Origin of the sequence: Cupriavidus necator N-1 (assembly GCF_000219215.1) — a bacterium.
GTDB classification, from domain to species: Bacteria; Pseudomonadota; Gammaproteobacteria; order Burkholderiales; family Burkholderiaceae; genus Cupriavidus; species Cupriavidus necator.
Window position 1 is genome coordinate 582,600 of record NC_015727.1, and the last position, 14,013, is coordinate 596,612.

At 63.6% G+C, this 14,013-nt stretch carries 12 protein-coding genes; 9 read left to right on the forward strand and 3 right to left on the reverse strand.

The window, feature by feature from the left end; genetic code table 11:
* The first annotated feature begins 7 nt into the window (after nucleotides 1-7).
* On the forward strand, nucleotides 8-505 hold the full coding sequence (locus CNE_RS32720) for a cyclophilin-like fold protein (RefSeq protein WP_013959033.1): 498 nt from the start codon (nucleotides 8-10) through the stop codon (nucleotides 503-505).
* A 27-nt stretch (nucleotides 506-532) separates the two neighbouring features.
* A complete protein-coding gene (locus CNE_RS32725) occupies nucleotides 533-1,582 on the forward strand; it encodes an NAD(P)-dependent alcohol dehydrogenase (RefSeq protein ID WP_013959034.1) in 1,050 nt (349 codons plus the stop codon).
* 66 nt (nucleotides 1,583-1,648) lie between these two features.
* Here the strand turns inward: CNE_RS32725 and CNE_RS32730 are convergent, their stop codons facing one another.
* The 3 genes from CNE_RS32730 to CNE_RS32740 all read right to left on the reverse strand — a co-directional run bounded on the left by CNE_RS32730 (nucleotide 1,649) and on the right by CNE_RS32740 (nucleotide 6,179).
* Nucleotides 1,649-3,940, reverse strand: a complete 2,292-nt coding sequence (locus CNE_RS32730; RefSeq protein WP_013959035.1) for a xanthine dehydrogenase family protein molybdopterin-binding subunit — start codon at nucleotides 3,938-3,940, stop codon at nucleotides 1,649-1,651.
* A complete protein-coding gene (locus CNE_RS32735) occupies nucleotides 3,941-4,411 on the reverse strand; it encodes a (2Fe-2S)-binding protein (protein ID WP_013959036.1) in 471 nt (156 codons plus the stop codon). It lies immediately after the preceding gene.
* Between the two features lie 184 nt (nucleotides 4,412-4,595).
* Complete coding sequence (locus tag CNE_RS32740; RefSeq protein ID WP_013959037.1) at nucleotides 4,596-6,179, reverse strand: MFS transporter; 1,584 nt, start codon at nucleotides 6,177-6,179, stop codon at nucleotides 4,596-4,598.
* A 205-nt stretch (nucleotides 6,180-6,384) separates the two neighbouring features.
* Here CNE_RS32740 and CNE_RS32745 point away from each other — a divergent pair, with 205 nt between their 5' ends.
* The 7 genes from CNE_RS32745 to CNE_RS32775 all read left to right on the forward strand — a co-directional run bounded on the left by CNE_RS32745 (nucleotide 6,385) and on the right by CNE_RS32775 (nucleotide 13,948).
* Complete coding sequence (locus CNE_RS32745) at nucleotides 6,385-7,296, forward strand: LysR family transcriptional regulator (protein ID WP_013959038.1); 912 nt, start codon at nucleotides 6,385-6,387, stop codon at nucleotides 7,294-7,296.
* Nucleotides 7,297-7,577: 281 nt separating this feature from the next.
* A complete protein-coding gene (locus CNE_RS32750) occupies nucleotides 7,578-8,999 on the forward strand; it encodes an FAD-dependent oxidoreductase (protein ID WP_013959039.1) in 1,422 nt (473 codons plus the stop codon).
* 87 nt (nucleotides 9,000-9,086) lie between these two features.
* Nucleotides 9,087-9,332 carry a hypothetical protein gene (locus CNE_RS32755; RefSeq protein ID WP_013959040.1) on the forward strand — a complete coding sequence of 82 codons (246 nt, stop codon included), beginning with the start codon at nucleotides 9,087-9,089 and terminating at the stop codon, nucleotides 9,330-9,332.
* A gap of 65 nt (nucleotides 9,333-9,397) precedes the next feature.
* Nucleotides 9,398-10,411: a Bug family tripartite tricarboxylate transporter substrate binding protein gene (locus CNE_RS32760; RefSeq protein WP_013959041.1), complete on the forward strand. Its 1,014-nt coding sequence runs from the start codon at nucleotides 9,398-9,400 to the stop codon at nucleotides 10,409-10,411.
* Between the two features lie 67 nt (nucleotides 10,412-10,478).
* Entirely contained in the window at nucleotides 10,479-11,495 is a 1,017-nt protein-coding gene (locus CNE_RS32765; RefSeq protein WP_013959042.1) for an Ldh family oxidoreductase, read from the forward strand.
* A gap of 19 nt (nucleotides 11,496-11,514) precedes the next feature.
* The gene (locus CNE_RS32770; protein ID WP_013959043.1) at nucleotides 11,515-12,501 is read left to right on the forward strand and encodes a Bug family tripartite tricarboxylate transporter substrate binding protein; all 987 of its coding nucleotides are present in this window, start codon (nucleotides 11,515-11,517) and stop codon (nucleotides 12,499-12,501) included.
* A 10-nt stretch (nucleotides 12,502-12,511) separates the two neighbouring features.
* Nucleotides 12,512-13,948 (forward strand): MmgE/PrpD family protein, encoded by a 1,437-nt coding sequence (locus CNE_RS32775; RefSeq protein WP_013959044.1) that lies wholly within the window; start codon nucleotides 12,512-12,514, stop codon nucleotides 13,946-13,948.
* Nucleotides 13,949-14,013: the final 65 nt, after the last annotated feature.

A 14,013-nucleotide genomic window follows, 5' to 3' on the forward strand; every position in this document is an offset into this window, starting at 1 on the left:
GAGCGCCATGCCCATCGGCCGACTTGGCCCCCGTGTTGGGGCCCTTCTGCTAGGCTTGCTCGTGCTCGGCGGATGCGAAGCTGGTCAGCCCGCGGCGCCCGGCAAGGCTGCGGCAGCGGCTCCCGATGCCGGTGCGGCATCAAGCAAACCGGAGGAATCACGCATGTGGATGACCGTCAACGAACGCCGCTTTGCCATCACCCTGGCTGACAGCGCCGCCGCGCGCGCATTCGCAGCGTTGCTGCCGCTGACGCTGGACATGAGCGAGCTCAACGGCAACGAAAAGTATGTCAGCCTGCCGCAAGCGCTGCCGACAAATGCGAGCCGGCCGGGAACGATCCGCAATGGCGACCTCATGCTGTACGGCTCGGACACCCTGGTCGTGTTCTATCTGACTTTCGACTCGTCGTACTCGTACACGCGACTCGGCCGCGTGGACAATGCCGCGGGCCTGGCCCAGGCGCTCGGCCGGGACGGAGTACGGGTCGTGTTTACCCAGGACTAGTTTCCGATTACCCCCGGAGTACAAATCATGACCATCAAAGCCTATGGCGCACACGCAAGCGACCAGCTTCTCGAATCCATTGACATCGCCCGCCGTGCACCCGGCGCGCACGATGTGCAGATAGACATTGCATACTGTGGCGTATGCCATTCGGACATCCACCAGGTGCGCTCCGAGTGGGCGGGCACGCTGTATCCCTGCGTGCCGGGACACGAGATCGTGGGCCGCGTGTCCGCGCTCGGCGCGGATGTATCGGGGTTCCAGGTCGGCGACCTGGTCGGCATCGGCTGCCTCGTCGATAGCTGCAAGCATTGCGAAGACTGCGACGCCGGGCTCGAGAACTACTGCGATCACATGGTCGGCACCTACAATGGCCCGACGCCGGACGCGCCCGGCCATACGCTGGGCGGCTACTCCCAGCAGATCGTCGTGGACGAGCGCTATGTGCTCCGTATCCGCCACCCCGACGCGCAGCTGGCCGCCGTGGCGCCGCTGCTGTGTGCGGGCATCACGACCTGGTCGCCACTGCGCCATTGGAATGTGGGGACGGGACAGAAGGTCGGCGTGGTTGGCATCGGTGGCCTGGGACACATGGGCATCAAGCTGGCGCACGCCATGGGCGCGCACGTGGTGGCGTTCACCACGTCCGAGTCCAAGCGTGAGGCTGCCAGGGCGCTGGGTGCGGATGAAGTCGTGGTGTCGCGCAATGCGGACGAGATGGCGTCTCATGCCAAGAGCCTTGACTTCATCCTTAACACAGTGGCCGCGCCGCACGACCTGGACGCCTTCTTCGCGCTGCTCAAGCGCGATGGCACGATGGCCCTGGTGGGTGCTCCCGCCACGCCGCATCCGTCGCCGCAGGTCTTCAGCCTCATCATGAAGCGCCGCAGCCTGGCCGGCTCGATGATCGGCGGCATTCCCGAGACGCAGGAGATGCTGGATTTCTGCGCCGAGCACGGCATCGTTGCGGACATCGAGATGATTCGCGCCGAGGCAATCAACGACGCCTACGAACGCATGCTCAAGGGCGATGTGAAGTACCGGTTCGTAATCGACTGCGCTTCGTTGGCAGCTTGAAACGGGTAGAGCAAGTTCCCTCCCGGCGCGCCGCCATTGGCGCGCCGGGAGGGTGGCAACTAGGCCTTACACTACCTTGCGCACCGGCAGGCTGCGCACGCGCTTGCCCGTGGCGGCAAAGATCGCGTTGCATAGCGCCGGTGCCACTGGCGGCACCGGAGGCTCGCCGACGCCGCCCGGCGGCAGGTCATGATTGTCGTTCACGAGATGGGTACGGATCACGCGCGGCGAGGCGTGGTGGCGCAGCACCTCGTAGTCGTGGAAGTTGCTCTGCTGCACGCGACCCTTGTCGAACGTGATCTCACTGCTCAATGCCAGACTCAAGCCCATGATGGCGCCGCCCTCCATCTGCGCGCGAATGCGCTCGGGGTTGATTTGCGGGCCACAGTCCATTGCCATATCAACGGCCACTACGCGCACCTCGCCCTTGGCGTCCACTGCCACCTCGACCACGGTGGCGGTGTAGCTCATGAAGCTGTAGCAGAATGCCAGGCCCAGTCCGTGGCCCTTGGGCAGCTTGCGGCCCCAGCCAGCGCCGCGTGCGGCGGCTTCGATGACGCCACGAAGGCGGCCCGTGTCGAAGGGATAGCGCTCCGGTGATTCCGTGTAGTTCCAGTTGTCGGCTAGCGTGCCAGGATCGATCTTGCGCGCCGTGCCAATCAGGTCGAGCGCAAACTGCTTGGGGTCCTTGCGCGCGCGATGCGCCAGTTCGGCGATGAAGCATTGCGCCGCGAAGGCATGCGGAATATTGGCGACCGAGCGGAACCAGCCGATGCGAGCATGGGCGGGCACCTCCGCCGTTTCAACCCGCACGTTGGGAATGCGGTAGGGCATGTTGATGGCCGACATGGCGGACTCGAACAACTGCTGCCCCTTGGCTCCTTCCGTGAACAGCGATGCGATCGTGGGCGCGGCACTGCGGTGCAGCCAGGACTGCACCTGTCCGTCCTTGCCGACCACGGCTTCCAGGCGCTCTGCCGAGACAGTGTGGAGGTAGTCGTGATGGATGTCGTCATCCCGTGTCCACACCAGTTTGACTGGCGTGCCCGCTGGCATGGCCTGGGCCACGATCGCGGCCTCGTCGACGAAGTCGGGCTTGGACTTGCGGCCAAAGCCACCGCCAAGCAACAGGACATTCACCTTGACGTTCTCGGGCCTGAGCTTCAGCCGCGTGGCCACGGCGCGCTGGGCCGCGAGCGGGTTCTGGACGGACGTCCAGACTTCGGCATGATCGCCGCGGATCTGCACGGTGGCCACCGGCGGCTCCATCGATGCGTGGGCCAGGTGCGGCACGTAGTATTCAGCGGCAAAGCGCTCCGCCCTGGGCGCCTGGCTCCAGGCCTGCAGCGCATCGCCGGCATTGCGCACTACCTTGCCGGGTGTACGGGCGGCGGCTTCCAGCGTTTGCCGGTAGGCTGCCGATTCGTAGCCGCCGTTGGGCCCGTCGTCCCATTCGATCTCCAGGGCGGCGCGGCCTTGCATCGCCGACCAGGTGTTGCGCGCGACCACGGCGACACCACCCAGCGGCTGGAAACCTGGCGCGCCCTTGAAGGCCGGTACTTCAACCACCTTCAGCACACCAGGTACTGCCAGCGCCTTGGCTGAATCGACGCGGCGCAGCTTCCCGCCCACCACCGGCGGACGCGCGACCACAGCATAAACCATCCCGGGCAGGCGCATATCCATGCCGTAGGTGGCCAGGCCTTTACCGATTGCCTCCAGGTCGACCAGCCGCACCCGCTCCTTGCCGATATAGCGGAAATCGGCTTTGTCCTTGAGCTTGAGCGCATTGACCTGCGGGACCGGCACCTTGGCTGCGTCCGCGGCCAACTCGCCATAGCCAAACCGGCGGCCCGTGGGCTGGTGGACAACTTCGTGCTGCACCGCGCGAACTTCCGCGATGGGTGCGGACCAGCGTGCCGCCGCGGCAGCTTCGAGCATATGGCGAGCCGCTGCGCCCACGCGGCGCATCGGCACAAAAAAATGCCGCACGCTGCGCGAACCGTCGACGTTCTGATTGCCGTAGCGGGCTTCATTGGCTTCCGCCTGGACGACCTTTACACGTTCCCAACGCGCTTCCATCTCGTCGGCCACGACCATCGGCAAGCTGGTGCGCACACCGGTGCCCATCTCGGCGCGGTGTGCCACGATGGTGACCGTGCCGTCCGCCGCGATCGAGACAAAGGCCAACGGGTCGTCGACTGTGCCGCCAGGCATGGTGTCGGCACCATACTTTTTCGGTCCGGTCTCGGAGGCCCATACCGTGCTGACCGCGCCGCGTGCGGTGACGGCAAGTGTCAGCGCGCCCAGGCTGCCTTTCAGGAACCCACGCCGGGAGAGTTGAGCGGTTGTCATCATTTACCGAGCCCCCCGCGACAGCTGGCTGGCCGCCTGCTTGATGGCCGCGCGAATGCGCGGATACGTGCCGCAGCGGCAGATATTGCCGCTCATGGCCTCGTCGATCTGCTCTTCGGTGGGCGCGGGCGTGGCCTTGAGCAGGGTCACAGCGGCCATGATCTGTCCCGCCTGGCAATAGCCACACTGGGCGACGTTGTGCTCCACCCATGCCCGCTGCACCAGCCGGCCCACGCGGTCGGCCTCCATGGCTTCAATGGTGGAGATCGCATGCCCGTAAGCGGCGGAAACAGGGGTGACGCAAGCGCGGACCGGCGTGTTATCCAAGTGCACCGTACAGGCGCCGCAAAGCGCCATGCCGCAACCGAACTTGGTGCCGGTCATGCCGAGCTCATCGCGCAGCACCCATAGCAACGGCATGTCGTCTGGCGCGTTGATATCTTTGGCCTGGCCGTTGACTTGAAGTTGGGGCATGGCAAATCTCTGGTTATGCGAATGAAAGTACGGAACGCTAATCGCGCGGGCGAGGGTAACGCCAGCGACGGATTATTGTCCGAAACACTCATTAGTACCTCTTATAGGCCTATTAAGCATTAATTAAGCAAGAGGTTTCGGAGAGGCTGAATCTCTTGTTTTCGCTTCCGGAGAATGGCTGGCGTCAGAAGTGGTACCGCTGGTCCCCGACATAGCGCTTGCGCACTGGCGGCTGTTCGCCAATGTGAAAGGCAAGGCGTCGTTCGCGCAGCTCGGCGTCTGCGGCGGTGAATCGCTCCAGCCTGCGCTGGTGCTCGAGCCAGTTCTCATGGAGAAAGTACTCGAGATAGCATCCCTGGATCGCAGTGTCCCGGAAAAGCCCCCAGGACAGCGCACCCCGGCGCAGCCGGGCCGCGCGTGTGAGGTGCATTACCTGAACGAACTCCGCAGCATGCGCAGGGTTGATGTGGTATTCGACCGTCACCATGACGGGGCCTTCGTCCGGCTGAACCGCGGTCACCGGCTCCATCACCTCAGTAGCAGGCACCAGATCGAGGTTGACATCCTTGCCGCCCACGGACCAGCGCCGGACGATCGGAAGCAGAAGCACACCTGCCACTGCCGCCGATACGATGGCCGCCTGTACGCCGAACCTGGCTGCAACACTGCCGAACAGCATCGCGCCAAGGGCGGTGCCGCCCATCAGTGCCATCTGATAGACCGACATGCCACGTGCGCGCACCCAGTTGGGCAGAGCCAGCTGTGCCGCTGTCGACAGGGTATTCGCCGTCGAGATCCACGCCATGCCAACGATAAAGATGGCCGGCAGGGCAATCCAGGTTGCCGGCGCAAGTGCTACGACCCCACTTGCCGCCGCGTGCATCAGAGAGCCCCACAAAACGATCTGATCCCGGCCGAGTCGTGCTCGCCATCGCGGCATCAGCAGCGCAGCGGCGATGGCGCCTGTCCCCATGGTCGCCAACAGCAGCGTGAACATACCCGGGCCAGCACCGCTCAAGCGGCGTGCTACCAGGGGCATCAGCGCAACGAGTGCGCTCATCTGCAGGGAGAAGAGGAAGACTCTCAATGTGACCGCGCGCATCCGCGGTGACTCGCGCACATGCTGCAGGCCGATGCGGACGGCGCCGAAGAATCGTTCCCCGGGTAGCGTTGTCTGCCGCTTGACCGAGCGCCAGCGCAGGATCACGACGAGCGCCCCCGCGGCAACGACGGCGTTGAGAACGAACACCCAGGCGGTGCCGGGTCCGGCCAGCAATGCTCCTGCGACGGTCGGACCCACGACGCGGGAAAGATTCATGGAGATGCCGTTTAAGGCAAGTGCCGCTGGCAGCTGTCCCTTGGTGACCACCTCGGGGACGATGGCGGCAAAGACAGGCCAGCGCATGGCCAGCCCGATACCGTTAAGGAAGGTCAGGCCAAGGAGCAACTCCGCGGATAGCGCATTGGCAAACGCGAGCGCGGCAGTGAGCAGGGACACGGCCGCGACCCAAAGCTGGGTCGAGGCGAGATATAGGCGCCGGTCAGAAATGTCTGCCAGCGCCCCGCTGGGCAGCCCGAGCAGGAATACCGGCAGAGTGCTCGCGCTCTGGACCAGCGCGACCATCACGGCACTGTCGGTCAGCGTTGTCATCAACCACGCAGATGCAACGTCGTTCATCCACATTGTCATGTTCGCCGCCAGCCAGGCGAACCAGAGGCTCCGGAATACAGGGCCTTCAAGCGGCATCAATGCGGTAGGTAGTTTCATCTATGTTGCCTTGGCGAATCAGCCTGGGAAGGATAGGGGGAAATGCCCTATCACCGCGCGGCGCGACCGATGGTATCATGGTTCCGAATATCAGACCACGTTCCGGCTATCGGAACCAGAGGTCGTGAAACAGGGGACCCGCCGCAGGGCGGCAGCGCGTGAAGGACTTCTACGCCGGAGAGGTCGCCAATGTGACCTGTACATCATGGAGAATGTGCGCGGTATCAATACCTTTATCCGGATTGTGCAGACCGGCAACTTCAGCCGTGCTGCCCGAGAACTGGGCATCACGCCACAAGCGGCCAGCATTCACGTCAAGCTGATCGAGGACTGGGTCGGTGTCCGGCTTCTCAATCGCAGTACTCGGAAGATCAGCCTTACCGAAGAAGGCGCCAGCTTCTACCGTACCTGCGTTGGGGCGTTTCGCTCGATCGACGATGAGATCGAGCGGATGCGTGACGCCTCGGAGGAAGCCTTCGGCACCGTCAAGCTTGCCGCGCCGGTCGGCATGGCTTCGCGCTTCATCGCTCCGGCACTGGGACGCTTCCTCGAGAACTACCCGCGCGTTTCCGTCGACCTCATTGTTCAGAACAGGATTCCCGACGTCGTCGCCGAAGGCATCGACGTCGGCGTCCTTCCCCACCCCCTGCCGGACACGACGTTGATCGCGCGACGCGTGGTGACATCGCCATTCGTCCTTTGTGCTTCCCCCGCCTACCTGCAACGCCACGGCAGGCCGATGACCATCGAGGAGTTGGCGCGCCATCGCCGGCTCGATATCCGGAGCTGGGTGACGAACGCGGTGCGGCCATGGCGGCTGCGATCCGGACACGAGGTCGTAACCGGCCAGGGACGAGCGTGCCTGGTGACCAATGACGGCGACAGTCTCATCGAGGCGATGCTCAGTGGCGCCGGAATCGGGCTCCTCACGCGCTACCGCGTGAGCCCTTACCTCCGCTCCGGACGCCTTGAGACAGTGTTGGATGGGCAGGTCGACGGCGAACTGAGCTACTCGATCTACATGCAGCAACGTAACCAGATACCAAGAAAGATCCGCGTCATGGCGGACTTTCTGTATCACGTCCTCAGCTTGCATCCCGATTTTCGCCAGGAGTGAGGTGACTGGCAATGCGGCCCGATTCGCACGCGCCGCGTCGGCGTGGCAGCGCTTTGCCGATTTCCCGGGCGTCACCGCAAGCCGGAGGCGTGCGGGCTGCCGCTCCTGAAGCCCGCCCTGCGAAGATCCTGCCTTCATTATCAATTGGCAGTTGAAGGTGCTTAAAACCGGCTCGTGGTTTCGCCGCGAGCACGACCCTAGAATGGCTTCGTCATTCGCTGCTCCATAACGAAAGGTCAGCCAGCGCAGGCTTCTTAACGGCAAGAAAAGCGGGGGGTTCCATGAAATCGATCGATACCGATGTCGTCATCGTCGGCGCAGGGATCGCGGGTCTGACAACGGCCGTGCGTTTGTCGGAACAAGGCATCAAAACGCTGGTGCTGGAGAGCGGGGAGTCGGGGAAATACCTGTGCAACACGCGCTTGGCTGGCGGCGCGTTCCACGTCGCGCACCAGGACGTGGCAGACGATTCACAGGTGATCCTGCGTGCCATCACCAGGCGCACCGGTGACTCCGCAAGCACCGAACTGGTGGAGGCGCTGGCAAACGACATTGGCGAAGCGACCCGATGGCTGAAGCGGCAGGGCGTTCGGTTTATCAGGGTGGGGTATGAGTCGTACCGCAAGCATACCCTGGCACCGCCGATCGCGACGCGGGGCCGCGAGTATTGGGTAGGCCGCGGTGGTGATGTGCTGTTGCGCACCCTGGCCAGCGGCCTGCAGAAACACGGCGGCAAAATCCTGCACGGCGCTCGCGCCACCGGCCTGACCATGCGTGACAGCGCCTGTGTCGGCTTGCACGCGGAGTTCACGTCGGGACCGGTCGATATCGAGGCAAGGGCTGTCGTGATCTGCGACGGCGGATTCCATTCGAACATGGATCTGCTGCGCGAGTTCATCAGCCCCGCGCCGGAGAAGCTCAAACAGCGGAACGCGCAGACTGGCCATGGCGATGGGCTACGGATGGCTCGCGAAGCGGGCGCGCAACTGGTGGGGCTCAACCGGTTCTACGGCCATGTGCTGGCGCAGGACGCCATGCACAACGATGACCTGTCGCCATTCCCGATGATGGATTTCGTGTGCGCAGCGGGAATTGTCGTCGACTTGTCCGGCCGGCGGTTCGTGAACGAGGGCCTGGGCGGCGTGACCATGGCCAACACGATCGCGGCGCAGGCGGATCCGCTGGGCGCAACGGTAATTTTCGATGCGGATATCTGGAACGGGCCCGGGCGCGAGTATCTGATTTCCGCCAACCCGACATTGGTGTCGAGCGGAGGCACCCTTTTCTCCGCCACCGACCTCGGCAGTCTGGCAAGCCAGGTCGGCGTGCCCGCTGAAGTCCTGCAGCAGACGGTGGCGCAGTACAACGCGGCCGTAGACAGCGGCTTGGCCGGCAACCTGGCACCAACGCGCACCACCGATGGCTATCAGGCCTGGCCAATCCGCAAGGCGCCGTTCTACGCGGTGAAGCTCTGCGCCGGCATCACCTACACCATGGGCGGGATCGCCATTGACGTTGACGGGCGAGTGCTAGACACAGCCAACCGGCCGATTGCGAACCTGTACGCGGCTGGCTGCGCGACGGGTGGCATCGAAGGCGGTGGTGATCGAGAGCAAGTCGCGTACATCGGCGGGCTCAGCCGGTCCACGGTCTTTGGCTTGCGCGCAGCGAATGCGATTGCGTCGACGTTGATCCCGGCGTGAATCGTCGACCATCGTCTGATGTCACCGAACGCTGTGACGTACTTGCGTCATAGCGACACATTTCCTTTCGATAGCGGAGTACTACATATGCAAGTTCACACCGATCAAGCGGTCCCGACTTTTCCGGCGCTGCATTTCCTCGTCAACCACGGCAACGTACTGGCGCTACTGCTTGCCCTATGCCCACCGTTGGGTGGCTTGTTGCTCTGGACCGCGGGCGGCTCGCCTGCCTTCCTTGCTGCCGGCACGTTAGGCGCAGCTTTCCTGTACCTGATCATGCGCAGCTATGTCGACCTGGTCAGGATCATCGTTGACATGATGCTGCCAAAGTGAGTGGCGTAGCGCAACGCACGGCGCCAGTCAACTGACACGCAACACTTCTGATGGGGTGAGCACGAATGACGGGATTCTTCTTTGCGGCCAGCGCCAGCGGTGCGCGGCTTCGTGTAGTGGTTCTGCGACTGATGGCGGCCGCCTTCGCCTGCGCCGTCGCGATGACGGCAATGGCCGGCGCGGCACAGTCCTATCCGGACCGGCCCATCCGCTGGATCGTGCCGTGGCCGCCGGGTGGGGGCGCTGATCTGCTCGCGCGGATACTGCATGCGCGGCTGGGGCAGGTTCTTGGCCAGCCCGTTGTGATCGACAACCGCGGGGGGGCAGCGGGCAACATTGGCGCTGCAGCAGGGGCCAGAGCGGCCCCGGACGGGTACACACTGACCTTTGCATATTCGGCGACGCATTCGATCAATCCGCTTGTGTTCCCCAGAATGCCCTTCACCGAAGATGACTTTGCGCCCGTGATCTTCTTGACGCTGGTCCCGCAGGTGCTCGTGGTCAACGCCAACCTGCCGGTTCACAACGTGCAGGAACTCATTGCGCTGTCGAAGAAGCGACAGGTTACCTATGCGTCGTCAGCGCCGGGGTCCATAGGCCACCTTGGCGGTGAACTGTTGGCGTCGATGACCGGCGCCAACATGCTGCACGTGCCCTATCGAGGCGGCGGTCCAGCCCTGACAGCAGTGCTGTCCGGCGAAATCGACGCCCTGATCGGCATACCCGTCGTCGTCGGGCCGCAAATCAAGGCCGGAAAGCTGCGTGCGATCGGCATCACGACGTCGAAGCGGACTGTTGTACTGCCAGGTGTACCAACGATAGCGGAATCAGGCGTGCCGACCTTCGACGTGAGCTCATGGAATGGCGTACTGGTCCCGGCCGGGACGCCGCCCGAGGTGATCGCCCGGCTCAATGCGGCATTTAACAAGACCCTGGCGGATCCGAAGGTGCGCGCGCAACTCGCCGAAGCCGGGTACGAGATCGTCGGGGGCGAGCCCGAGAGGATGTCCCGCTTTATCGTGAGCGAACTGGGCAAATGGAGGCCGGTAGTGAAAAAGGTAAATCTCCACGTCGAATGAAGCAAAGTGCGCAGTCAACGCTTACGTCTCTCTGCACCACCTCAACCTCGATACTCGATTCGATACCATGACCGAAAAGCTGCTGGATACCGACAACGACAACACCATTCGCATGAGCGTGAACGAGGCGAAAGCGCTCGGCGAGGACGCACTGGGCAAGCTGGGGTACACGCCAGAAGAGGCCGCGACGATCGCCGCACACCTGGTTGACGCGGCCACTTGGGGCTATGAATTCGCGGGTTTGCCACGGATTCTAGTGATTGCTGAACGGCAGGAACTGAAGAAGCCGCGTACGCCGGTATCGATCGTGCGCGAGACGCCGGTGTCAGCGTTGCTCGATGGCGGAAACAATGTGGGCTACATCTCGCTCAACCGTGCCGTCGAGGTCGTCATCGAAAAGGTACGCCAGTCCGGCATTGCCATCGTCGGCCTGCGCAATAGCTGGTTTGCCGGGCGCAATGCCTATTACCTGGAGAAGATTGCCCGGGAAGGGTTTGCCACGCTTTACTTTGGCAGCAGCAGTCCCACCGTGGTGCCGCCCGGGGCGGTTCGCAAGGCGCTCGGCACCAATCCGCTCGCCATTGCGCTACCCGGCAAGATCGATCCGTTCATCTTCGATATGGGCACGGCCTCGGTCATGTCGGGTGAACTGCTGATGAAGGCGTTTCTGGGCGAGACGTTTCATGAGGACGTCGGCATCGACAAGCACGGCCAACCGACGCGCGTCGCGAGCGAATTGCTGGAGGGCGGTGTGCTGCCCTTTGGCGGACACAAGGGCTATGGCCTGTCGGTCGCCATCCAGGCGCTCGGACTGGTGGCGGGCGCACGGATGCGCAACGGCGACGTCAGTGACTTTGGCTACCTCTTCGTGGCATTCAATCCGGAACTTCTGATGCCGACTGAACAGTTCACGTCGGAGATGGAGGAACTGCTGGTCAGCATCAGAGGACTTCCGCGGCAAGCCGGTGTCGCGGAAATCCGCATTCCTTCCGAGCGCGGTTTTCGCGAGCGGGAGCTCCGGCGCAAGCAAGGCGTCCTCGTCAACAAGCGCGTCGTAGAACGCTTGCAGCAGTTGACCCACTGATATCTGGCAGGAGACAGGCATGAGCAAGCTATTTTCACGCAGAAGACTGTTGACCACGACACTGGCATTGGCGGTCGCGTCGACAGCTGGCGGCGCCTGGGCCCAGCGGCCTTATCCCAACCGGCCTGTCAAGATCCTCGTCGGATTCGCGCCGGGAGGCTTTACCGATGTCGCCGCACGCCTGGTCGCGCAGAAACTTTCCATGGCACTGGGCCAGCCCGTCGTGGTTGAAAACCGGCCCGGCGCGAACGGGTTGATCGCAAGCGATGCGACCGCGAATTCGCCACCGGACGGCTATACGTTGATGCTGTCTTCGATCGGCCTCACCACGAATCCACTGCTTACCAAGCGGGTGCATTACGACCCAGTCAAGGGGTTCACCCCGATTTCACTGCTTGCCATTGTGCCCAATGTCCTGGTTACCTATCCCGGTGTGCCGGCAAAGAGCCTTGCCGAACTTCTGGCACTGGCGCGCACCCGTCAGTCACCGTTGACGCAGGCGTCCGCGGGGAACGGTTCCCCGGGGCACCTCTCTGGCGCGTTGTTGCAGGTGATGGCGGGGATACGGCTGGATCATGTTCCCTACAAAGGATCGGGCCCGGCAATCAATGACCTGATCGGTGGTCACGTCGATATTTCCTTCCCCACGATTCCGACGGCCTTGCCGCTGGTGAAGGCTGGCAAGGTCCGGGCGCTTGCCGTCACAGGGGGCAAGCGCTCGCCGTTGATGCCCGATGTACCGACCGTCGCGGAGGCGGGCGTGCCGGGGTATGACACTGGAGGGTGGTATGGGCTGGTGGGGCCGGCCGGCATGCCCGGGGACATTGCCGTGCTGCTCAGCAACGAGGTCGCAAAGATCATGAAGATGCCCGATGTCAGGGAGCGCTTCATCGCCGAAGGCGCCGAACCGGTCGGATCGAATAGCGCGGATATGAACGCATTCCTCGTCAAGGACGTGGAGCGTTGGACCGGAGTCGTGAAGGCTGCGCATATCGAAGCCAAGTAAGGTAGGGCGCGTGCGCGCCGGCAAAATTTTGTCGACCATTCGGAATCCCCTCAAGATGACACCTATCACAGAGACGTCACATCAGCCGCTGGCCAACGCACGCCGGCTCATCGAGTTCCTGCACGGGCTTGGCAACGAATGCCCGACCGCGCCCATGGAGAAAGCCCGTTGGTGCCTGCTCGATGCGTTGGGCTGCGCACTGCTTGGGGCACGTCAGCCCTGGAGCGAGATCATGACCGCGGAGGTGCTCGCGGACGGCACTCACGGTTCGTGCACCATTGTTGGCCGGGTCGGCAACGTCGCACCCAGCCATGCCGCGCTGTGCAACGGCACGGCGATGCACGGGTTCGAACTGGACGACTTGTTATCCGAGGCCCTGATTCATCCGGGGGCGGTCATCGTGCCGGCCGTGCTCGCCGCAGCCGAAGCCGCGGAGGCCACCGGTGTGCAGATGCTGCGGGCCATCGCGGCGGGGTACGAGGCGACCGCACGCATCAGCATGGCGTTGGGCATGGATCCCTCGCAGCGCGGCTTTCACAAGACCAGCGTGGTGGGCCCCGTCGCCGGGGCGATTGCCGCGGGCGTGGCGATGCGCCTGCCGCTGGACCAGTTGCTCAACGCAGTCGGACTCGCGTGTTCCTGCGCATCCGGAGTCAAGAACTTCGCGGTTGGCTCCGCGGGCATGGTCAAACGCATGCACGCTGGCCGCGCTGCCGAAGCGGCGGTTCGCATGGCGATGCTTGCGCGCCGCGGTTTCACCGCGCCACCCGGGGCGATCGATGGCAAGTTTGGATTGCTTGATGCATTCAGCGGCGACACTGCAAAACCGGCGTTGCTCGATGCAAACCTTGGAAACCGTTGGGCCCTTGATGACGTCTGGGTAAAGGTGTATCCCATCTGTGGCTGGATCCAGGGGGTGGTGCAATTGCTTCTTGCGATGCGCGAGCAGAGCGGCGTCGAAGCGCACAAGGTCGCCAGAATCGTGGTCGCGACAAGCGCATTCGCCGTTCGGTACAACGGCAATACGGAGGTGGCCGATACCATGGATGCGCAGTACAGCATCCCTTACTGTGCATCGGTCGCGCTTACCGGGGATCCGGGAGATCCGAAGGCGTTCAGCCTGGATGCGATTGGCGACCCGGTCCGGGCCGAGCTGGCGAAGCGGGTCGAGCTCCTGGTGGATCCTGTCGCGGATGAGGTGTATCCAAAGCAGTTTGCCTGCCGTGTTGAAGTCCATCTGAAAGGTGGCGGCGTCTTGCATGCGCAGACGCGCGACGCGCACGGAACGCCTGGGAATCCTTGCGACATCGGAGAGCAGATCGATAAGTTCAATCGCCTGGCAAGCCTGTCCGGCTTTGCTGTTCCCGCGCAAGCCGTGGTGGATGCGGTGCAGAGACTGGAGTCGCTGACGTCGGTGACGACCCTGACCAGGCTGCTTCGTCCATAGTAAAAAGCTTGCCATGGTGACACGCGACCCGCGTCAGAGCGGGTCGGTTTTCTTGCGGAGACCCT

Excerpts from the sequence above, each read along its gene's own strand:
- CNE_RS32720 (WP_013959033.1), top strand. The coding sequence starts at position 8 with ATGCCCATCGGCCGACTTGGCCCCCGTGTTGGGGCCCTTCTGCTAGGC.
- CNE_RS32725 (WP_013959034.1), top strand. The coding sequence starts at position 533 with ATGACCATCAAAGCCTATGGCGCACACGCAAGCGACCAGCTTCTCGAA.
- CNE_RS32730 (WP_013959035.1), bottom strand. The coding sequence starts at position 3,940 with ATGATGACAACCGCTCAACTCTCCCGGCGTGGGTTCCTGAAAGGCAGC.
- CNE_RS32735 (WP_013959036.1), bottom strand. The coding sequence starts at position 4,411 with ATGCCCCAACTTCAAGTCAACGGCCAGGCCAAAGATATCAACGCGCCA.
- CNE_RS32740 (WP_013959037.1), bottom strand. The coding sequence starts at position 6,179 with ATGAAACTACCTACCGCATTGATGCCGCTTGAAGGCCCTGTATTCCGG.
- CNE_RS32745 (WP_013959038.1), top strand. The coding sequence starts at position 6,385 with ATGGAGAATGTGCGCGGTATCAATACCTTTATCCGGATTGTGCAGACC.
- CNE_RS32750 (WP_013959039.1), top strand. The coding sequence starts at position 7,578 with ATGAAATCGATCGATACCGATGTCGTCATCGTCGGCGCAGGGATCGCG.
- CNE_RS32755 (WP_013959040.1), top strand. The coding sequence starts at position 9,087 with ATGCAAGTTCACACCGATCAAGCGGTCCCGACTTTTCCGGCGCTGCAT.
- CNE_RS32760 (WP_013959041.1), top strand. The coding sequence starts at position 9,398 with ATGACGGGATTCTTCTTTGCGGCCAGCGCCAGCGGTGCGCGGCTTCGT.
- CNE_RS32765 (WP_013959042.1), top strand. The coding sequence starts at position 10,479 with ATGACCGAAAAGCTGCTGGATACCGACAACGACAACACCATTCGCATG.
- CNE_RS32770 (WP_013959043.1), top strand. The coding sequence starts at position 11,515 with ATGAGCAAGCTATTTTCACGCAGAAGACTGTTGACCACGACACTGGCA.